The organism is Flavobacterium sp. GNP011 (assembly GCF_056428925.1).
Genome location: NZ_JBWJVJ010000007.1, coordinates 87812 through 110243 on the forward strand (window position 1 = coordinate 87812; position 22432 = coordinate 110243).

General features: G+C 33.2%; 16 protein-coding genes. 11 read left to right on the top strand and 5 right to left on the bottom strand.

Annotation, left to right across the window (positions count from 1 at the left end):
* Positions 1–18: 18 nt before the first annotated feature.
* The 3 genes from AC061E_RS08495 to AC061E_RS08505 all read right to left on the bottom strand — a co-directional run bounded on the left by AC061E_RS08495 (position 19) and on the right by AC061E_RS08505 (position 3447).
* A complete protein-coding gene (locus AC061E_RS08495) occupies positions 19–612 on the bottom strand; it encodes a 2OG-Fe(II) oxygenase (RefSeq protein WP_478285839.1) in 594 nt (197 codons plus the stop codon).
* Positions 613–726: 114 nt separating this feature from the next.
* Complete coding sequence (locus tag AC061E_RS08500) at positions 727–2184, bottom strand: magnesium chelatase (protein WP_478285840.1); 1458 nt, start codon at positions 2182–2184, stop codon at positions 727–729.
* Between the two features lie 144 nt (positions 2185–2328).
* A complete protein-coding gene (locus AC061E_RS08505; RefSeq protein ID WP_478285841.1) occupies positions 2329–3447 on the bottom strand; it encodes a vWA domain-containing protein in 1119 nt (372 codons plus the stop codon).
* A gap of 330 nt (positions 3448–3777) precedes the next feature.
* On the opposite strand from AC061E_RS08505, the gene AC061E_RS08510 reads away from it, so the two are divergent.
* The 3 genes from AC061E_RS08510 to tamL all read left to right on the top strand — a co-directional run bounded on the left by AC061E_RS08510 (position 3778) and on the right by tamL (position 11780).
* Positions 3778–4197 (top strand): acyl-CoA thioesterase, encoded by a 420-nt coding sequence (locus tag AC061E_RS08510; protein WP_478285842.1) that lies wholly within the window; start codon positions 3778–3780, stop codon positions 4195–4197.
* Positions 4198–4460: 263 nt separating this feature from the next.
* Positions 4461–9419 carry a translocation/assembly module TamB domain-containing protein gene (locus AC061E_RS08515; RefSeq protein ID WP_478285843.1) on the top strand — a complete coding sequence of 1653 codons (4959 nt, stop codon included), beginning with the start codon at positions 4461–4463 and terminating at the stop codon, positions 9417–9419.
* A 66-nt stretch (positions 9420–9485) separates the two neighbouring features.
* Positions 9486–11780, top strand: coding sequence for a translocation and assembly module lipoprotein TamL (gene tamL / locus AC061E_RS08520; protein ID WP_478285844.1), 2295 nt, complete (start codon positions 9486–9488; stop codon positions 11778–11780).
* Positions 11781–11843: 63 nt separating this feature from the next.
* Here the strand turns inward: tamL and AC061E_RS08525 are convergent, their stop codons facing one another.
* The gene (locus tag AC061E_RS08525) at positions 11844–14351 is read right to left on the bottom strand and encodes a M14 family metallopeptidase (RefSeq protein WP_478285845.1); all 2508 of its coding nucleotides are present in this window, start codon (positions 14349–14351) and stop codon (positions 11844–11846) included.
* Positions 14352–14599: 248 nt separating this feature from the next.
* Between AC061E_RS08525 and AC061E_RS08530 the strand changes: the two genes are divergently transcribed.
* The 3 genes from AC061E_RS08530 (at position 14600) to AC061E_RS08540 (ending at position 17416) form a co-directional block, all read left to right on the top strand.
* Entirely contained in the window at positions 14600–16027 is a 1428-nt protein-coding gene (locus AC061E_RS08530) for an L-serine ammonia-lyase (RefSeq protein ID WP_478285846.1), read from the top strand.
* A gap of 51 nt (positions 16028–16078) precedes the next feature.
* Positions 16079–17065: a fumarylacetoacetate hydrolase family protein gene (locus tag AC061E_RS08535; protein ID WP_478285847.1), complete on the top strand. Its 987-nt coding sequence runs from the start codon at positions 16079–16081 to the stop codon at positions 17063–17065.
* A gap of 135 nt (positions 17066–17200) precedes the next feature.
* Positions 17201–17416 (top strand): hypothetical protein, encoded by a 216-nt coding sequence (locus AC061E_RS08540; protein WP_478285848.1) that lies wholly within the window; start codon positions 17201–17203, stop codon positions 17414–17416.
* An 86-nt stretch (positions 17417–17502) separates the two neighbouring features.
* Here AC061E_RS08540 and AC061E_RS08545 read toward each other — a convergent pair whose 3' ends face one another.
* The gene (locus tag AC061E_RS08545; RefSeq protein ID WP_478285849.1) at positions 17503–17946 is read right to left on the bottom strand and encodes a nuclear transport factor 2 family protein; all 444 of its coding nucleotides are present in this window, start codon (positions 17944–17946) and stop codon (positions 17503–17505) included.
* Positions 17947–18044: 98 nt separating this feature from the next.
* Between AC061E_RS08545 and panB the strand changes: the two genes are divergently transcribed.
* The 5 genes from panB (at position 18045) to AC061E_RS08570 (ending at position 22373) form a co-directional block, all read left to right on the top strand.
* Positions 18045–18863: a 3-methyl-2-oxobutanoate hydroxymethyltransferase gene (gene panB, locus AC061E_RS08550; RefSeq protein ID WP_144892010.1), complete on the top strand. Its 819-nt coding sequence runs from the start codon at positions 18045–18047 to the stop codon at positions 18861–18863.
* A gap of 54 nt (positions 18864–18917) precedes the next feature.
* The gene (locus tag AC061E_RS08555; RefSeq protein WP_478285850.1) at positions 18918–19268 is read left to right on the top strand and encodes a four helix bundle protein; all 351 of its coding nucleotides are present in this window, start codon (positions 18918–18920) and stop codon (positions 19266–19268) included.
* A 103-nt stretch (positions 19269–19371) separates the two neighbouring features.
* Positions 19372–20061 (top strand): RluA family pseudouridine synthase, encoded by a 690-nt coding sequence (locus tag AC061E_RS08560; RefSeq protein WP_478285851.1) that lies wholly within the window; start codon positions 19372–19374, stop codon positions 20059–20061.
* A 140-nt stretch (positions 20062–20201) separates the two neighbouring features.
* Positions 20202–21530: an aldehyde dehydrogenase gene (locus AC061E_RS08565; protein WP_478285888.1), complete on the top strand. Its 1329-nt coding sequence runs from the start codon at positions 20202–20204 to the stop codon at positions 21528–21530.
* Positions 21531–21584: 54 nt separating this feature from the next.
* The gene (locus tag AC061E_RS08570) at positions 21585–22373 is read left to right on the top strand and encodes a DUF2189 domain-containing protein (protein ID WP_478285852.1); all 789 of its coding nucleotides are present in this window, start codon (positions 21585–21587) and stop codon (positions 22371–22373) included.
* The last annotated feature ends 59 nt before the right edge of the window (positions 22374–22432 follow it).

Here is a 22432-nt window from a genome sequence, read left to right on the forward strand (position 1 = left end):
AATTTTAAAAATAGCAACCTAATCTCTTTTGAGCCATCCTGTAATACTCATGCGGGGACAGTTTGTTTCCAATACTTCATGAACCAGCTCATCACTCTTAAAAAAAACTGTTTTTCCCAGAGTAGGAGCAATTTTTTGAGGAATCTCATTTTGATGTATCATTAGCTCACCGCCATCTGTAACTTTCCAGTCCGCATTTAAATAACTGATCATGCTAAATTTTCGGCTAGGATTGCTTTTAAATTGATCCAAGTGCTTTAAGTAAAAATCTCCTTTTTCATACAGGGAATAATGAAATTCATAACCTGTAATTCCAGTATAGCAACTTTGATTTAAGTATAAAATGAAGGCTTCAATTAATTTAAAAAATTCATTCTCAAAAACATTATTGTGCTTTTTATCCAACCAATAAATAGAATCACTCCGTATGGCACCATCATAAAGCAATTTATCTGAGTTGCCAATGCCAGCAGCAGTAAGCAAACTTCTTTCATTTAAGTTAAGAATGTTTTGTATTAAATGATCTGAAAGTTCTGGAGTCAAAAAATGCTCTGCTATACCTACTTTATTTTCAACATAACTTGATATCAAATTCTCAAAGGAATTTTCCATTTTAATTTTGGGAAAGACTGAAAATACAGTCAACGTAGCAAGGTAGATGAAATAAAATTACAAAGGCTGTTTTTATAAAAAAAAGGGTTTAGTAAAAACTAAACCCTTTTGCATTTATAATTTACTGATAAAACTACCGTAAATATCTTTGAACTGATATCCTTCGGAAAAACGATCTTTACTTAGTTTCTTGTATTCTACCAATCCCCAAAGTATAAATTCCATCATGAAAAATTTATCTTCTGAACTTACTTGCGGTTGGTATTTTTTAATCAAAACTTCCAATGGTGCTATTCCACCTAGAATTTTTTCATACTCTTCATCTGAGCAATCATCAAGTAATTCAAAACCACTTTCGGCAAAGAACCATTCTATGATATCTGTGTAAGCATTTTTGACACCTTCTTTTTCTAGTTTTTCAATTTTTGGAAAATACGCTGGAAAGAAAGTATGAATGGCATCACCCAATAAGTGTTGTGCTACGGCAGCGGCTCCCTCCTGCTCTCCTTCATAAACCAACTCTACTTTTCCAGTAATGGCTGGAATAATTCCCATAAAATCAGACAAACGCAAAGTAGTTTTATCTGCACCAGCTTTTAATGCTCTTCTTTCTGCAGTGCTTAGTAAATTTTCAAAAGCAGTAATACTCAATCTGGCACTCACCCCACTTTTATTATCAATGTATTCACTTTCTCTAGCTTCAAAACTTATTTGTTCTAATAAATCTCTTGCTAATGAGGGTACATACACCATGTCATTTTGCGTAGCATCCAGTTTTGCTTCTTGCTCTGTGATAGTTCTAGCAATTTTGATGGTTTCAGGATAATGCGTTAGGATTTGTGACCCTATTCTATCTTTTAATGGAGTTACAATACTACCACGATTGGTATAGTCCTCAGGGTTTGCGGTAAAGACAAATTGCATGTCCAGCGGCATTCTTAATTTAAATCCACGAATTTGAATATCTCCTTCTTGTAGAATATTAAACAAGGCTACTTGAATCCTGGCTTGTAAATCAGGTAACTCATTGATCACAAATATGCAACGATTCGCTCTTGGAATCATCCCAAAATGAATCACGCGATCATCAGCATACGATAATTTTAAATTTGCAGCTTTTATAGGATCTACATCACCTATTAAATCGGCAACTGTTACATCTGGAGTGGCTAGTTTTTCAAAAAAACGTTCGCTTCTGTGCAACCAGGATATTGGGGTATCATCTCCTTTTTCGTCAATAAGATCCTTGGCAAAACGAGATATCGGCTGCAACGGATCATCATTGATCTCAGAACCTGTTACAAACGGAATGTACTCATCAAGCAATTCAATCATCTTGCGAGCCATTCTCGTTTTGGCTTGACCACGAAGCCCTAATAAATTGATGTTATGACGGGATAAAATAGCCCGCTCAAGCTCTGGAATTACGGTATTCTCAAAACCATGAACCCCTTCAAAAGTGGGTTTTCCTGATTTTATTTTTTCTCTCAAGTTCGATCGCAATTCATCTTTAATGCTTTTGCTTTCGTATCCTGATTTTTTTAATTCTCCTAATGTTTTTATAGTATTCATCTATTTTTCTATTGAAATTGATATTGATTATTTATTTGGGTTTGCGTTAGGGATAGCAGTGTAAATCCTTTTTTGAGTCCCGAAATTATAGGGACTCAAAAAAGATTGAAACGAATAGCCCGACCCGCAGGGAAACGCCCAAAATTATTTTATTCTCTTTTTTCTATTGGTCTCGTAGTCCTCAAAAATCATTTCGCCCAATCCTTTTAATCCTGTATAAAAGGCTTTTCCTTGATTTGACTCCGTAAACTTGTTCACAAATTTTTGCAAATAAGAATCATTAGCAATCATAAAAGTAGTGATGGGGATGTGTAATTTTCTGGCTTGTTGCGCCTGATTGTAGCATTTATCCACAATATATTCATCAAGACCGTTGCTGTTCATATAATACGAACCATCTTTTTCACGAACACAACTTGGTTTTCCATCTGTAATCATGAAAATTTGTTTGTTTGTATTACGCTTTCTGCGCAAAATATCCATGGCTAGTTGCAAGCCAGCAACCGTATTGGTGTGATACGGACCCACTTTTAAATAGGGTAAATCTCTTATGGCAATAGTCCAAGCATCGTTACCAAAAACAAGAATATCTAAGGTGTCTTTGGGATAACGCGTGGTGATCAATTCTGCTAGTGCCATGGCAACTTTTTTGGCAGGCGTGATTCTATCCTCGCCATACAAAATCATACTGTGACTGATGTCAATCATTAAAACCGTACTCATTTGCGACTTAAATTGAGTTTCCTCCACTACCAAATCATTTTCGGTGAGCATAAAATCGCCAACACCATTATTGATTTGAGCATTTCGCAAACTCTCCGTCAAGGAAATGCGTTCGAGTCCGTCACCAAAATGAAATTCTCTAAACTCTCCCGTATGCTCATCTCCATTGCCTACATGCTTAGTTTTGTGATTGCCACTTCCAGAGCGTTTAAGATTTCCAAAAATGTTATCCAGAGCTTGCTGCCTTATGGCGCGCTCGGTCTTGGCTGTAATCCCCAGTCCGGAACTTCCATCCTCTTTCAACTCTTCCCGGATATAGCCTTTCTTCTTTAAATCTTCAACAAAATCATCAATGGTATAAGCCTCATCAGTAAGTTTATACTCTACATCTAATTCTCGCAACCAGTCAATTGCCTCATCAAAATCTCCAGAAGTATGCGTGATTAATTCCTTGAAAATACCAAAGAGTTTATCAAACGGAGACTGGAAAGGTGCTTCGTATTGCTTGAAATAAAATCCTTTTTTATTATCGTTTTTCATAGAATATAAAATTACATCATTTTAAAACGACAGCTTACAAACGTTTATTAATTTTTAGTTAAAAGCAATTTCAAGAATATAAACATTACAAAAATGATTTGGGCGTTCCCTCACCTCCACTATCGTTGCGGTGAGGTCGTGCTGTACGTTCTCAATCTCCCAAAAAAAGGGAGGATTTCCACTACCATCACTCACGCAAAACCACTTAAAAAGAACATATTTCCTAAAAAAGTAAATTCAGAGTGTAATTGTAAAATAAGAATATGAATACTCTAAAAACTTTTTCGCACCTTAGCAATCCATTTTAAAAACAAAAACCCCCGATTAAAAATGAGCGTATTTATAAAAGAATTGTCCTTTCGTTGGTCTGATCTTGATCCTAACTTTCATGTAAGACACAGTGCATATTATGATTTTGGAGCACAACACCGTATTGAAATACTAGAAAACCTTGGCTTAACCATGAAAGTAATGCAAGCACAAGGCTTTGGTCCTATATTGTTTAGAGAAGAATGTGTTTTTAGAAAAGAAATCAAACTTTCAGACAAAATTGTCATGCATACAAGAAGCTCACAAGTTAATGAAGACGGCTCAAGATGGTCTATTATTCACGAGTTTAGAAATGATGCCGATCAAGTTTGTGCAACCATAACCGTAGATGGTGCTTGGATGGATATTAAACTGAGAAAATTAGCTTTGCCTACACCTGAATTGGCTATAAAAGCTTTGAGTGTTTTTCCAAAAGAATAATACGTTCTTATCAAACACACTTATTTCCTTTGGGTGAAATACATACTTAAAATATTTCACCCAAAGTATTTAAGCATAACGGTTACGTCTTAATCCTAAAAATGGGAATAGGAACAATTGCCAAACTATTTTTTTGAAAGAATTATATAACTATTTTATACAATTCTATAATGGTAATTGTTGTTTTGTAGCGATATTTGTAGACATTTATGTTTCTGCATTAGCACATACATCACATGATTTTGATAGATAAAAAACTTCGTTTGAAAAAATATTTACAGCTTCTTTTAAAAATGTTCCTCTGGATAGTTGGCTCCTTGATAGCACTATTTTTGATACTTTTTTTGGTGATACAAATTCCATCCGTTCAAAATTATGCCAAGAACAAAGCGGTACACTATCTTGAAGAAAAAATCAAAACAAAGGTTGTAATTAACCACTTAGAAATAGGCTTCCCAAAAAAAGTCATTTTAGAAGGAGTTTACTTTGAAGACCAAAAAAAAGACACTCTTTTTGCTGGAGACACTCTTGCTGTAAACATCAGTTTATTTCAACTTATAAACAATAAAGTAGCCATAAATAGTGTTGATTTATCAGGTATTTCGGCGCACATAAAAAAAGATAGCAAAGGAACTTTTAATTTTGACTACATTATCAAAGCCCTTGCATCTCAAGAAAAACAAAAGACTGATTCAGCCCCAATAGAATTTTCAGTTGACGAAATTAAGTTGGATAGAATTAATTTTCGCTATTCTGATGGTGTTTCAAATAATGAAATTGCAACCTATCTCAATCATTTTAAAACTAGTATCAAAACATTTGATTTAAACCAAATGAACTTTGATATTCCAAAAATCAAGATTAATGGTTTGCAATTCAAGTTAATTCAAGGCATTACTTCTATAAAAAAGTCAAATATTGTAACAGAGAATAATGCCACGGAAAAGCCATTGAAATTAAAATTTGGTGATGTAGAACTTGGTAAAATAAAAATTGAATACAAAAGCCAAGAATCTAAATTGGCTACCAATATCTACGTGAAAAAATTGATCACCAAAGTAGATAAAATAGACTTGAACAATCAATATGCTATTTTAGAAAATTTAGAATTAACAGGAGTTGAAGGTGTTTTAGAATTAGGGAAAATAAAAAAATTAGTCACCCAAAATACTAAAGCTTCAAACGGTTCAAACAATTGGGATATTAAAGTAAAAAAGAGTGTTTTCAAGAGAATCAATTTTAAATATGATAACAATAACGTTGCTTTTACTCCAAAAGGATTAGACTACAATCATTTAGATATCAAAAACTTAAATCTAGACCTAGAAGTTCTCAATTACAACGCTGAAAACATCTCAGGTGAACTTAAATCTTTTTCAGCTAGAGATAAAAGCGGATTGAATATTACGGCGCTAAACGGTGACTTTTTCTATGGTAATAAAAATGCTTTTATCAAAAATTTGTATTTAAAAACTCCTCAAACCGAAATAAAGAATGAAATACAAATAGGTTATTCATCACTTGCTACTATTTCAAAAAATATTGGAGATCTGAGTTTAATAGCAAACCTTACCAAAAGTAGTATTGGTTTTCAAGATATTCTGTTATTTGTTCCTAATTTAGCTTCTACAAATCCATTTAAAAGTAATCCAAAAGCAGTCATTTCTATAAACGGAAAGGTAAAAGGAAAAGTAAAAAATATAATAATTCCGTCTATGGAAATCAGCGGAATAGGCTCAACCTCACTGGCAGCGAGCGGTACAATAATTGGTTTGCCAAATGTTGATAAAACCTATTTTGACATCAATATTAAAAGATTTCAGTCTGGTCAAAAAGACATAAATAATTTTGTCCCCAAAGGAACCATTCCTAACACCATTCAATTGCCTTCGAGAATTACTGTTACAGGAACTTTTAAGGGAACTATTGCTACTTTTATGACTGATTTAAAATTAGTAAGTAGTTATGGAAATGCGAATATTAAAGCTAAATTTGATCAAAGTCGCAAAAACTTTGAAAAATATGATGCCAAAGCTGATTTTGTAAACTTTGATTTAGGGAAATTTATCAAGAACGACTCCATTGGTAAAATCACACTAAAAACTACCATCAAAGGCACTGGTTTCAATCCAAAAACAGCAATAGTAGCTCTTAATGCAAGTATTCAAAAAGCGTATTTTAACAAGTATACGTACAAAAATATAGTTGTAAAAGGAACTATCCAAAAAGGTAATTTTAACGCTACTGCAGTGGCTAGAGACCCTTATTTGACATTCAATTTAGTGGGTAATGGTAGATTTCAAGATAAATATCCATCCGGAAAAATAAAATTAAATGTAGATATTGCTGATTTAGAAAAACTGAATTTACATGCTGGACCTTTAAAAATTCGTGGTATTGTAGATGCAGATATCCAATCGGGGGATTTAGATTATCTCAATGGTTCATTAACTGCTCATCATATTAATATCACCAATGCCAAAGAAAACTATACTATTGATTCTATCCAAGTTCATGCAATAGCAACCGCTCAAAAAAATTCTATTGAAGTAAAAGCACCTTTTATGGATGCGTTTTTAGAAGGGAAATACAAATTATCAAAAATAGGAACTGCAATTACCAATTCGATTGCTGCTTATTACGATACTAATCCTAAAAAAGCGAAAAAGAAAACTATAGAAAACCAACAATTTGATTTTAAGGTACAAATCAAGGATAGTCCTATTGTGATGCAATTGATACCTCAAATTAAAAGTCTTGAACCTATTACTATTACAGGTAATTACAACAGTGTACATGATTCTATTGTGCTAAATGGTGCCATTCCAAAACTAGTTTACGAAAGTATAACGGTTACTAATGCTACCTTAAAACTGGATACACAAGATCAAAAGTTGCTTTATAATTTTATTGTTGATGATATCCAAAACGAACAGTTTGAACTTCCGCATACAGAACTAACTGGGGATATTCAAAATAACATCATAACGTATGCACTTCAGTTAAAAAACACTAAAGAAGAAGAGCGCTACCTCATTGAAGGTAATGTTCAATCTCAAAATGGTGGTACCGAAATACGATTGAATCCTGAGAAATTAATTTTGAATTATGAACCGTGGACCATTGATAAAGATAACGTAGTTAGCAGTTTAACTAAAGGCTTGTTTATTAATAATTTTAATCTTCAAAACAACGGAAGTACTATTCAAGTTCAATCAGAATCAAATTTGGCAAACGCACCAGTGAAAGTCAATTTTAAAGAGTTTGATATCAACACCATTACAAGTTTTGTGGAGAAAAAGGACTTACAACTTAATGGAAAAATCAATGGAACGGCAGAAATAAGAAATTTAAACACATCACCCCTTTTCACTTCTGATTTAAGTGTTGAGAATTTTACATTTAAAAAAGATACTATTGGAAATATAAAGCTTCAAGTAAAGAACACTATTGCAAATCAGTATGATGCCGTTGTTGCAATAACAGGTCAAGGAAATCAAGTAAATCTTGAAGGGAATTATAAAACGACCACCAGTAGTTTTGATATGAATTTAATTATTGACAAGTTAAACCTTAAAAGCATACAAGGATTTAGTTTAAATAATCTAACGGAAAGTACTGGTTTTTTAAACGGAAAATTATCAATAACGGGAAGTGCAAGCCAACCTAATGTACAGGGGGAAATCGGTTTTAACGAAGTTGGTTTTAAGGTAACCCCACTTAATGCTAGATTCAAATCTATAAATGATAAAATAGTTTTTCAACCCAACACAATTGTTTTTGAAACCTTTACCATAAAGGATGAAAATGACAATGATTTGAAGGTTTACGGTACAATTGACACGTCTAATTTTAGTAATTTCGGATTTGATCTAACTGTTGATGCTAAAAATTTTAAAGCAGTAAATTCAAAAGCAAAAGACAATGATTTATACTACGGTGAATTATTTCTGGATAACAACATCAGGATCGCTGGTAATATTGATAATCCTATAATTGATGGTACTATAAAAATCAATAAAGACACCAAGTTTACCATTGTATTACCACAATCTGATCCATCAATTGCTGATCGAGAGGGAATTGTTGAATTTATAGATCAAGATAATCCTCAAATAATTACGAATACAAATCTTGAAACTATAAGTAGTGAATCAACCGTAAAAGGTATTAATGCATCAGTAAATATTGAGATAGATAAAGATGCAGAGCTTTCACTGGTTATTGACAAAGCAAATGGAGATTATTTAAAATTAAAAGGCGAAGCTCAATTAACTGGTGGCATAGATGCATCAGGGAAAACGAACTTAACAGGTCGATATGAGTTGAATGAAGGAAGCTACGAAATGAATTTTAACGGTATCAAACGAAAATTCAATATTAAAGAAGGCAGTTATATTTTATGGACCGGCGAACCAACTAGTGCAGATATTAATATTACAGCTATTTATAAAACTAATGCTGCGCCTATTGATTTAGTAAACGATCAATTGGGCGACATAACACCTACGTTAAGAAATACATACAAAGAAAAAATTCCTTTTGAAACAGCCCTAAAAATGAATGGAGATCTTATGAAACCCAACATTTCATTTGATATTATTTTACCTGATGGTAACAACAATGTTTCTACTGAAATTATTAATACAACTCAAGCTAAACTAAGTCAATTAAGAGAACAACAAGATGAGTTGAACAAGCAAGTTTTTGCATTGTTATTGTTAAATCGTTTTATTGGGGAGAATCCTTTTACTAGCGAAAACGGTGGTACAACCGTTTCTTCATTAGCTAGAGAAAGCGCTAGCAAAATTTTATCGCAACAACTCAATAACTTGGCAGGAGATTTAATTCAAGGAATCGAATTGAATTTTGATTTAAATACAACTGAAGATTTCACATCAGGACAACGTCAAAACAAAACTGATTTGAGTGTAGGTGTTTCCAAAAAACTACTCAATGACCGACTCAAAATAACCGTAGGAAGTAGTTTTGGTATTGAAGGTTCTCAACAAGCCAATCAAAATGCAAATAATATTGCAGGTGATGTTTCTATAGATTATCAACTTACAAAAGATGGAAGATACAAAGTAAGAGCTTATCGTGTCAATAAATACCAAGTAGCACTTCAAGGTGAAGTTGTAGAAACTGGAGTTGCATTTGTAATCACAATGGATTACAACAAGTTCAGTGAATTGTTCCGAAAAAATGCATCAAAAAAATAATTTCAAATCATAAATAAAGCTGTACTTACATATCAAAATAGTCTTTATTTTACAAAACGAATCGTAATGAAAGGGAAAGGTATTATAAACTTATTTTTTTTATGTCTGCTATTTCAATCCTGTAGCAACACCCGTTTTTTACCCGAAGGTGAATTGTTGTATACAGGTGCCGATGTTATTATTGAAAAAAATGACAGTACTAAGAAATCCAGAAAAGAGCTCAAAAATAATTTAAAGGCACTAGTAAGACCCAAGCCCAATAAATCTATTTTAGGGTTAAAACCAAAATTATACATTTATAACCTTGCTGGAACTCCAAAAAAAGAAAAAGGATTGCGATACTGGCTAAAAAATAAAGTGGGAGAACCGCCTGTATTATATAGCCAAGTTGATTTAGAGTATAACAAAAGTGTCTTGCAAAACTACATTGAAAATAATGGATACTTTAACGGAAAAAGCAAAGCCGATTCAACACGTGTTGATAAAAAAGCTAGCGCTACATACACGGTAACTACAGGAAAACAGTATACAATTAATGAAGTAAAGTTCCCAATAGACTCCTCAAAAATAGGAATTGAAATACGCAATACGCAACGACGATCCTTATTAAAAAAAGGAGATCCATACAGTTTAGAACAAATAAAAGAGGAAAGAATTAGGATTGATGCTAGACTAAAAGAAAAAGGTTTTTTTTACTTTAATCCTGATAATATTATTGTTCAAGTAGACTCAACTGTTGCAAAAAATAAAGTAGACCTTATTGTTAAAGTCAAGTCTGATGCATCTAAACTTGCAACAACACCCTACAAAATAAATAAAATAGTAGTGTTTTCTAATTATACTCTTGATGCTGAAAACAAAGCACTTAAAATTGATACCATTAAAAAACAAAATGGACTCGCTATTATTGATCCCGAAAATTTATTTAAACCCCGCATTTTTGATAGGGCTTTGTATTTTAAAAAAGAGGATTTATACAACCGTACCAATCATAATTTATCTCTAAACAGACTAGTTAATCTTGGTGTTTTTAAATTTGTAAAAAATCAATTCAAAGTTTCGGATACTATAGGAAATTATCTCGATGCTTATTATTATCTAACACCATTACCTAGAAAATCTATTCAATTAGAGCTTTTGGGTAAAACCAATTCAGCTAATTATACTGGGACAGAATTAAACCTAAACTGGAGTAATCGCAACACTTTTAGAGGTGCTGAGTTGCTAACTATTTCAGCATTTGGTGGTGTTGAAGTACAAGTTTCTGGACAAAATAATGGCTTTAATGTTTACCGTTTTGGTACTGAAGCTAATTTAATTTGGCCAAGAATTATCGCTCCTTTTAAATTTAAATCGCCTTCAGGTTTTGTGCCAAAAACGAAAGCAACAATAGGCTATGAGTTTCAAAATAGAACAAAACTATATTCTCTGCAAACCTTCAAAGCCTCTTTTGGATACCTTTGGAAAGAAAACGAAAGAAAAGAACACCAACTTAATATAAGTGAAATAACATACGCAAGTCCTCAGAATGTTACCGAATTGTATTTAGAAAAAATTGCAGAAAATCCATCTTTAAATAAAGTAATCGAAAAACAATTGATTTTTGGTCCTACCTATTCGTATACGTATACCAATACTACTCAAAAACGTAGAAAAAATACGTTCTACTATAAAGGTACCGTTGATTTAGCTGGAAATATTGCAGGATTAGCCACAGGTGCAAATGCAAAAAAAGAAGACCCAATTACCGTATTTGATGTTCCTTTTAGTCAATTTATAAAAATAGAAAATGACTTTAGGCATTATTATAAATTTTCAGAAAATTCCCAATTGGCAACCAGAATCATTGCGGGCGCAGGTATTGCATACGGAAATTCAAGAGAAATGCCTTTTATTAAACAATTCTTCATTGGTGGAACCAATAGTTTGCGTGCTTTTAGAGCCAGATCTATAGGGCCAGGAAGTTTTAATAACGAAAACCAAAATACAAATTCTTTTTTACCCGATCAATCAGGTGACATTAAGCTCGAGTTCAATACAGAATACCGTGCACAAATTTACGGACTCGTAAAGGGAGCTTTATTTATTGATGCAGGAAACATTTGGTTATTACGTGAAAATTCAGAAAAACCAGGCGCTCAATTTTCGAATAAATTTATGAGTGAAATGGCCGTTGGAGCGGGTGCCGGATTACGCTTTGATTTGTCTTTTTTAGTACTGCGTACGGATCTTGCTTTCCCTTTACGAAAACCAAATTTACCCTCAGAAAACCGTTGGGTTTTAGACCAAATCAATTTTGGTAGTGGTGCTTGGCGAAAAGAAAATTTAATTTTCAATCTAGCTATTGGTTATCCTTTTTAAAATTAATTTTCACAAAAAAAGCACGAATCAACGTGCTTTTTTTGTTAAAAGAAATTCTTGTGATTAATCCACAAGAAATAGTGCATTACTAAATAAGAGAATTCCATTTTCCCAAAAACCTCTAAACAAGGGATTATCAATCATGTAAACAACCGATCCAGCCCCTTTTGATTCTACTGCAAAACTTACAGTATTATTTAGTTTTTTCTTGATTTTACTACCTACAAATCCGTAACTTTTGTAATCAGTAGGAACATATATTACATTAAATGCATTTTTTAATAATGAATAGCGTTTATCATCTGTTTTTAAACTAAAATAGCGATCTCCTAGTCCAAAACTTAAAGGATGTGATTGATCTAATTTATTTTCAATGATTGCTCCAGGAATTGCTTTAGAAATAAACCTACGCTCTGCATTTTGATAATCAAGTGTTCGTTCTAATAAAACATCCTCATCAGCCTCTTTTTCTGCTAAAAGTTTTTCTTCTTCTGAAGCAAATGGTGTCAAAGCGTAACCTTCTTTTCCATCAAAAAGAGAAATAGCATTATTCATGGCAATCACTTTTCCGCCATTGTTAATCCATTCTGATATTTTTTTCTGCTGTGCCTCAGTAAAATCATAATAGCCATCTGCTAAAATCAATGTGTTATATGAAGCTAAATTCAATCTGTTAAAATTATTCGTTTCAACAACACTCACAGGATATCCTAATGTCTCTTGCATATAATACCAAGTGGCTCCAAACTCTGTTGGACTCACTCCTTTTCCAGAAAATAATACCACTTTCGGAGCTTTTAAAAGACTAAAATTTTCACCGCCAATATCCCTAGCATTCGATGAAAAACCAGTTGAAATAGTATTAAAATCAGATTTGTCTTTGACTAAATTGATAATGGTTTGTTCAAAATTTTGAATTTGAGGATTGTCCGTTTTGGTCACTATTAATCCTCCTGGAGCTACAGTAACAGCGCCAAAAACGGCTTCTTTTGCAGCTGTCCTAACTTTAATATTATTTTGATGTAAAACCGATAAAACTTGCGCTGAAACTCTATTATTCCAAGGAATATGAAAAGCATAAACATTTTTTGAAACTTCACGAACTGGAGTTTCTAGGGATGTCTTAGTTGAAATGGCAATATCATTTTTTACAGCATAACCTTGAACACCATAAGCGAGTGGCAAAGCCCAAGCCGTTATGTCATAGGATAAACTATCATTTAGTTTTTGATTGGGTTCAAAAAGAATTTGAGTCAGTACCGCCTTCGGTTGGTCTACTTTTACAATTAAATCATTATGGTCTATTGTAAAACTGGTTTCCATCTTTGTGGAATAATTGTAACCTGATGTTTTTGCACTTGCTGCAGCAAAACTAAACTCAATTTTGTTTTTTGAAAGTAAATCAGTCATTTGAACTAATTTCGGATTGCTTTTCATGACATAGGTTTTGTAAGCTCCCTTAACTGTTTTTCTGGAATTGTTCATAAATCCACGAAAACCATTGAGCAATTCTTCTGCTTTGTTAGAAGCCGACTCAACCACTGTTAAAACCGCAGTTGCATGATGCGCTACTCTATCTTTAATGGTCAATATAGATCCATTACTCATTTGTATTGCGCGCCCAGCTCCTATTCCGCCCTGTTCTAGGGTCATACCCACAGCTCCGTTGTACGTAGGATAAGTATCGCCGTAACTTGGGTAAAACAAGTCAAAACGTTCTCCGGTGTTGTACATCCAATTTTGAGCATCAAACTTTTTAGAAATATTTTGACCTAAAGTTTGGTGAAAATCCCGCTGATATTTTTCAATAAATTCATGTAAAGGTTCAGCTGACGGAGGAAAAAAATAAGGAGAGTCATACCCCATTTCATGTACATCAGTATGAACTTGAGGCATCCACTGGTGGTACAAAGCAATGCGTTGTTGAGACTCTAGCTGTGTTTGCCAAGCCCAATCTCTATTTAAATCAAAAAGATAATGATTGAATCTTCCGCCTGGCCAATCCTCCATATGTTCTCTATCGGATAGTTCTGGATGTGTTTTCTTTCCGGAAATTTCTCTTAACCAATTCCCGTATCGAGAATATCCATCGGGATTAATACACGGGTCTAAAATTACAATGGTATTCTCTAACCATTTTTTGGTTGTTGTATTGGAAGGATTTAGCAATTCATAAGCAACAGTCATCGCACTTTCTGTTCCAGCAAACTCATTGCCATGAACATTAAAACTCAACCAGACAATGACTTTATCACCTACAGTTTGATTTTTCTTTGGCGAAAGCCCAATTGATGCCAGATTATTTGTCCTGATTTCTTCAAGATTCGCCAAGTTTTCTGGCGTTGAAATATAGTAAACATTTAAATCTCTTTGCTCCGCCGTTACTCCGTATTTATGTTTTACAATGGCAGAAGAGTTATCAATAAGCTGTTTGAAATAGTTTTCAACTTGATGGTACTGCGAAATTTGATTGCCATAGTTAGGCAAATATTGCTCAGGAGATTGAATTTGAGCATTCGATTGCAGAACCATTACTGCACTGAACAAAACTGAAAAAACGATTTTTTTCATAGAATTAAAATTAGTTATGCTCCAAATTTAACTATAAAATTGGTTTTCTACAATGCACCTTTAACTACGAAAATGAAAAAATTGAATGTACCTATTGTTACAAAAGATATCGAAATTTAGGATGTTTCAATTTTGATAAAATTGAATAAAAACTACATTCTCATTGTTAAAAAAGCACTTTTAGGAGTTCAAAAATTCGTTTCGTTGCAACATTCTATTATATTTGCAGTAAACAAAATTAAATCTAGATGGAAGAATGTATCTCTGTTTTTGACATGCTAAAGATTGGTGTTGGTCCTTCAAGTTCTCATACTTTAGGGCCTTGGAGAGCAGCTGAACGCTTTTTAGAAGAACTAAGAACTGAAAATTTACTCTCAGCTGTGACTCGTGTACAAATAGATTTATACGGTTCACTTTCCTTAACAGGAAGAGGCCATGCAACAGATCTAGCAGTCATGCTAGGATTAAGTGGCCAAGATCCAGAATACATTCCTGTTGAAAATATCGATAGCATCATTAAATCTATCGAAAATAAAAACGAAATCAATTTAGGGAACGAAAAAAACATTCCTTTCTATTTTTTACAAGACATTGTTTTCAATAAAAACTTCCTTCCCTTTCATGCAAATGGATTGACCTTTACAGCATTTCTTACTAACGATTCAAACTACACAGCTACATTTTATTCCATAGGTGGTGGTTTTGTTGTAAAAGAAGAACGAACCAATGCTAAAAAGAAAACACAGGTAAAATGTGCTTTTCCCTATCCGATTGATAAGGCATCTGAATTGCTAGAAATTTGTACCAAAGAAAAAAAATCAATCTCAGAAATAGTATTTGAGAATGAGAAATCAATGCGTACTGAAGAGGTAATTGATCATGAACTCATGCGTATTTGGAAAACCATGCTAGAATGTATGTACATCGGTTGCCACTCTGAAGGGATTCTCCCAGGCGGACTCAATGTGCGTAGACGCGCCTTTGATATGCATCAAAATTTAATTGGATTGGCAAATTATGATTCGCCACAATCTTGGTTAGAAGAAATCAGAAAAACGGAGGTGAAATTTCGACAAATTCTAAAATGGGTTTCTTGTTTTGCACTGGCCGTAAATGAAGTTAATGCAGCTTTAGGTCGCGTAGTTACTGCCCCTACAAATGGTAGTTCTGGAGTAATTCCAGCAGTTTTAATGTACTATTTAGTAATAGAAAATCACAAGGCAGGCAATAAAGAAATCAAACAATTCTTGATGGTAGCGGGCGAAATAGGCAGTATTTTCAAGAAAGGCTCCACAATATCAGCTGCTATGGGTGGCTGCCAAGCAGAAATTGGAGTGTCATCAGCCATGGCAGCAGCGGCACTTTGTGAAGCTATGGGTGGTACTCCTGAGCAAGTACTTATGGCTGCCGAAATTGCAATGGAACATCACTTAGGTTTAACTTGTGACCCAATAGGAGGCTTGGTTCAAATTCCGTGTATTGAGCGCAATACTATGGGAGCCATCAAAGCCATTAATGCTGCTGAACTGGCTCTTGAAACTGATCCAAAGAATGCAAAAGTGCCACTGGATAAAGTAGTTGACACGATGTGGGAAACTGCCAAGGACATGAATAATAAATACAAAGAAACATCTGAAGGTGGACTTGCAATTGCGGTAAACATGGCCGATTGTTAACCTTGAAATAAATATTTAAGCTACTATAATAAACTCATAAACAAAATCTAAATGAAATTAGCTTCAATTGACAATAAAACCAGAGATGGACAATTAGTTGTTGTAAATAAAGATTTAACAAAAGCAGTTACAGTATCCGAAATTGCAGCAACAATGCAATTCGCAATTGACAACTGGAAAGAAACAGAAACTAAATTAGAAAGTGTTTATAATGACTTAAACTTAGATAAGTTGCCTAATGCGTTTAACTTTTCTTCTGTTAGAGTTTTAGCGCCAATTCCTCGAGCGTATCATTGGGCTGACGGAAGTGCTTATGTAACTCACGTAGAACTAGTCCACAAGGCTAGAAATTCTGAATTACCAGAATCTTTTTGGACAGATCCATTAATGTATATGGGAGCTTCTGACGCATTTATTGGAGCGAATGATGACATTGAAATCGAAAATGAAGATTGGGGTATTGACTTTGAATCCGAAGTAGCTGTTATTACAGATGATGTTCCTGCAGGAACTAATTCAGAAGATGCTTTAAAACATATTAAGTTAATCACCATTATTAACGATGTATCTTTACGTAATTTAATACCAAATGAGCTTTCCAAACAATTTGGATTCTATCAATCTAAACCTTGGACATCATTTGCTCCTGTGGTTGTAACTCCAAATGAACTTGCTCATAGCTGGAAAAATGGAAAACTTCATTTGCCACTACATTCAACCTTAAATGGAAATCTTATTGGTTCGCCAAATGCTGGGATTGATATGACTTTTGACTTTGGTCAATTAGTTGCACATGCTTCTAAAACTCGTTCATTAATGGCCGGAACAATTATTGGTTCAGGAACAGTTGCAAATCAAGGAAGTCTAGATGGTTCAAGCTGTCTAGCAGAAGTTAGATGTTTAGAAATAATAAAAGATGGACAAGCCTCTACTCCATTTATGAGTTTTGGGGACAGAATAGAAATTGAAATGAAAGATAATGATGGCAAGTCAATTTTTGGTAAAATAAATCAAATTATAAAAGAGTATAAAAAATAACTGTTGTAAAAAGGCATTTGGCAAGTTTGGGTTTTAAAGATGATTTTTTCTTTCAAGTTTAGTTTTTCATTTTAAAAAACAGGTTTTCATAATTCCAAACTTACCAAGCGCCGAAACAGTGCGTTACTTTTTGTGATGATTTTAATTATACTTTCTCATAAATTAATCCCTATCAAGATCATGAAAATCAACTGGACAACACTTATTGGATTAGCTATAGTGATTCTAGTTTTAATTTGTTTTTTGATAAGAAAAAACAATAAAGACAAAAAAGACTATACTGATTTCTTAAACCAAGATTTTAAAAAACAAGAAGAACAAGAGTCCGACTTAAACGATGAACGTTACTAAGCATTCCCTTTTTTGAAATGCAATTTTAATTGATCCTACTTTATAACTGAGTATTATTCGAGGAAAAAAGTTCTCAAAAACGTCTCTTATTTTCGGCGAGTATCAATTAAATGAATGATTCTCCAATTTGAAGTTTCTGCAACCTGATCTCTAAACAAAGTGAATGAATTAACTCCTTTGTGACTTAGTTTGCCGTTACTATAAAATTCATAAGGTGTCCACACGTGCGCTAAACTTCCTTCTATTTGAACTGAATAAGTCAATATTTTTTCATGAAATACTGTTCCTTTTGGAATATTGGCTATTGCTATAAAAAACGCATCTGGATCGCTATTCTCTAATTTAGCACTTCCTTCTTTTTCTGAAATGGTTTGTAAAATCATTTTTTTATCACAAATAGATTTTAACGTCATCGTATCTTTGGCATGAAAAGCCAAGAAAAATTTTTCAATTGCATTTTGCGCTTCCTTATTTTGTGCTTGAATACAGTTACTTACAACTAAAAGCAAAAGTACAATAATAGTTCTCATAGTAGCTATTTAACGGTTTTTGAATAAAAAAACTTTAGTTATACATTAAAGAATAAAAATATTCATTTTAGTACCTTTACAAACTTAAATATAAAATTATGTCTGTAGCTAAAAAAGATTATAAAAGAATTACAACTAAATCGTTGATTGAAATGAAAGCCAATGGCGAAAAAATTTCAATGCTAACAGCTTATGATTTTACAATGGCAAAAATTGTAGATACAGCGGGAATTGATGTGATTCTTGTAGGTGATTCGGCATCAAATGTAATGGCGGGTCATGAAACTACATTGCCAATTACACTTGACCAAATGATTTACCATGCTTCATCTGTAGTGCGCGCCATAGAAAGAGCACTTGTTGTGGTTGATTTACCTTTTGGAAGTTATCAATCAGATCCAAAAGAAGCCTTACGATCTGCTATTAGAATCATGAAAGAAAGCGGTGGTCATGCCGTAAAACTTGAAGGTGGTAAAGAAATAAAAGACTCTATAAAAAAAATATTGAATGCTGGAATTCCGGTTATGGGACATTTAGGTCTTACGCCGCAATCTATTTATAAATTTGGTACATATACCGTTCGAGCAAAAGAAGAAGAAGAAGCGGACAAACTAATTGAGGATGCTCAATTACTTGAAAAATTAGGCTGTTTTGCATTAGTTCTTGAAAAAATACCTGCCCATTTAGCCGAAAAAGTAGCGCAAAGTATTTCTATTCCTGTAATAGGGATTGGTGCTGGTGGTGGTGTAGACGGCCAAGTACTTGTAATTCATGACATGCTAGGAATGAATAACGAATTTAGTCCACGTTTTTTAAGACGCTATATGGATTTATACAAAGAAATGACAGCTGCTATCGGGCAATATGTTGCTGATGTAAAGTCAAGTGATTTCCCTAATGCAAACGAACAATATTAAATATAGACCCCTTAGATTATCAGACTATTTAGATTGTTAGAATAAAAAAATAAAATGCATCGATTTAAAGATTTAGAAATTTGGAAAAAAAGTAGATTTTTTTGTTCAAAAATTTACACAGTGACTTCGTCTTTTCCTAACGAAGAAAAATTTGGACTAACAAATCAATTAAGAAGAGCTTCTGTTTCTATTCCTTCAAATATAGCCGAAGGATCGTCTAGGCAATCAAATAAGGACTTTGCACGATTTTTAGAAATTGCCATCGGTTCAGCATATGAAATTGAAACACAAATTCTTATTTCATCCGATTTGGGTTTCATCACTCCGCAAGATTTAATAGAATTAACAAATATGTTAGAGGAAATTATTAAGATGACTTCAAGGTTTAGAGCAACTTTATTATAGTCTTTCTTAATTTTTATTGTTTTTAGACGGCAAAAATTGTTTAGAATCTAAACATCTAACAAAGTCTAATTTGTTTAATAATCTAATAATCTAAAAAATCTAAATGAAAATAGTTTCTGATAAAAATAACTTACAAATTCTACACGAAGACAACCACTTAATTGTGGTGAACAAACGTGTAGGCGATATTGTTCAAGGTGATAAAACGGGTGACAAACCTTTGTCTGATGTGGTTAAAGAATATATTAAAGAGAAGTACAATAAACCAGGTGAAGTATTTCTAGGAGTGGTACATAGGCTTGACAGACCTACAACAGGAATTGTAGTTTTTGCAAGGACCAGCAAAGCATTGACTAGAATGAATGAGTTGTTTAGCAATCGCGAGACTCAAAAAACCTATTGGTGTGTGGTTAAAAACAAACCCTTACATGATACGGATAAACTCGTGCACTATCTTAAAAGAAACGAAAAAAACAACAGCTCAAAAGCACATTTAAAAGAAGTTCCTGACAGCAAATTAGCTAGTTTAGATTATAAAATCATCAAGGAACTCAATAATTATTATGCGTTAGAAATAAATCTTCATACCGGCAGACACCACCAAATTAGAGCGCAACTCGCTGCCATAAATACGCCCATAAAAGGAGATTTAAAATATGGTTTTGACAGAAGCAATCCAGACGGTGGAATTCATTTGCACGCCCGAAAATTAGTATTCACCCACCCAGTCTCTAAAGAAGTAACTACTATTATTGCTCCCACACCAGACGATGTTATATGGAATGCTATTTAAGAAGCATTCATTAACTTTAAAGCGTAACAAATTTTATATTTGAACTACTAACACCAATAGAAGAATCTTGTAGATTTCTAGGGTGAAGACCCCTTGCGCTATTTTGTTTCTAAAATAATACTGTAATATTTAAAATCTAAATTGTGAATCAATCCGACATAAGTTCTCGTAAAGAATCTTTGAAAAAATTATTGCAAGTCATCATAAACCATGAAGAAGCAATAATAAAAGCGTTGTATGATGATTTTAAAAAACCAGCTTTTGAGGCTGTTTTAACTGAAACGAATTATGTTATCAGCGACTTAAAAGAAACTATTAAAAATATAAATTCTTGGGCAAAGCCAAAAAAAGTTAGGTCTTCCATACTTAATTTTCCTTCCTCAGATTATATTTACAGTGAACCTTATGGACATGTTTTGATACTTGCCCCGTGGAATTATCCTTTTCAACTCGCCTTATGTCCTCTTGTAGCAGCTGTAGCCGCAGGAAATAAAGTAACATTAAAACCCTCTGAACTTACTCCTAATACTTCACACATCATTTCGAAAATTATTAGTGGAACTTTTGCTGCAAAAGATGTCGTTGTCATAACAGGTGACGCCACCGTGGCAACACAATTATTGAGCAAACGTTGGGATTACATCTTCTTTACAGGAAGTGTTCCTGTAGGAAGAATTGTTGCTCAAGCCGCTGCTGTTCATCTTACGCCAGTTACCTTAGAACTAGGAGGAAAAAGCCCTTGTATTGTAGATGAAACGGCTGATTTACAACTTAGCGCACGCCGAATTGTTTGGGGAAAAATCATCAATGCTGGACAAACCTGTGTAGCACCTGATTATATTTTGGTTCACCAAAAAGTTAAGAAAGAATTCACAACTTATTTGATTCAAGAAATTGAAAAAGCTTTAGGTACAAATCCTGAACAATCACCAGACTTTGCTCGAATTGTAAATTTGAAAAATTGGCAACGATTAAACGATCTATTAGATAAAGAAACTATTTTATTAGGAGGGCAAACCAATAAAAATACCTTATATATAGCCCCTACTTTACTTGACGAACCTAAAAGTACAAGTCCAGTAATGAATGAGGAAATTTTTGGTCCAATATTACCTATCTTATCTTTCCAAAGTAAAACAGATTTGGAAAGAGTAATAAAAAGTTTTGAAAAGCCTCTGGCGCTTTATATTTTTAGCAAAAATAAATCATTCACTGATGAAATGCTGCAAAAATATTCTTTTGGTGGCGGTTGTGTAAATGATACCGTTATACATTTAGTAAACAATAGATTACCGTTTGGTGGTGTGGGTCATTCCGGAATGGGTGCCTATCACGGCAAATTAAGTTTTGATATATTTTCACATAAAAAAGCAATTGTAAAGCGTGGTACTTGGCTTGATTTACCAATACGTTATGCACCATACAATGAAAAACTAAAAACGATTCGGAAGTTTTTAAAACTGATTTAAAAGTATTTAACCTTAAAACCAATACCTAATTAATAACCATTAACCTCTTTTAAAATGAATGCAACTGTTAAAAAACGTGTAGAAGAAATTAAATCACAAGGCTACAACATAGATTTTGGCGATGTTTTTAATCAAACTATAGAAAACTATAAAAAAATTGCAATGTATGGCGGTCTGGTGCTTTTTTTGTTTTTTGTTGTTTTTATATTGGGGCTAAGTGGCATTTTCTCAGCAATTTTTGGTACCGATGAGGCGTTAACGATTTTAAAATCAGAAGATTTTAAACCTAAAAATTTAGACCTATACGGCTTATTGATTGTATCCTTAATAAGTATTGTAATAGGGACTATAGTAAGTCCTTTTATTGCCGGATTGTATAAGATGGCTCACAACGCAGATAAAAATGAAGAATTCCATGTATCAACTATGTTTTATTATTACAAAGCACCTTATTTTCAAGAAATTATCATTGCTACATTTTTACTTAGTGTCTTAGATAGCTTGATTAATGGAGCTATAAACTATGTTGAAATACCAATTTTAGGTGCTGTACTATCAGTTATAATTTCATTATTTACATTTTTAACTATTCCCTTAATAATTTTTGGGAATTTAAAAGCTATTGACGCCATAGAAAGTAGTGTAGCTGTTGTTGCTAAACAGCCATTTATATTGTTTGCTCTCTTGCTTGTAGGGATAATAGCTGTAATTCTAGGTTTTTTTGGCTGTTGTATTGGCATTCTTTTTACCATTCCTTTTATATACGCTATGATTTATGTAATTTACAAATACATCATTGGTTTTCCTGAAAACAAGGGAGAAGAGCTACCTACAAAATTTTAACCTTCATTATAAAATAGTAAGCCAAAATTGATATCAAAATCAATTTTGGCTTATTCAAA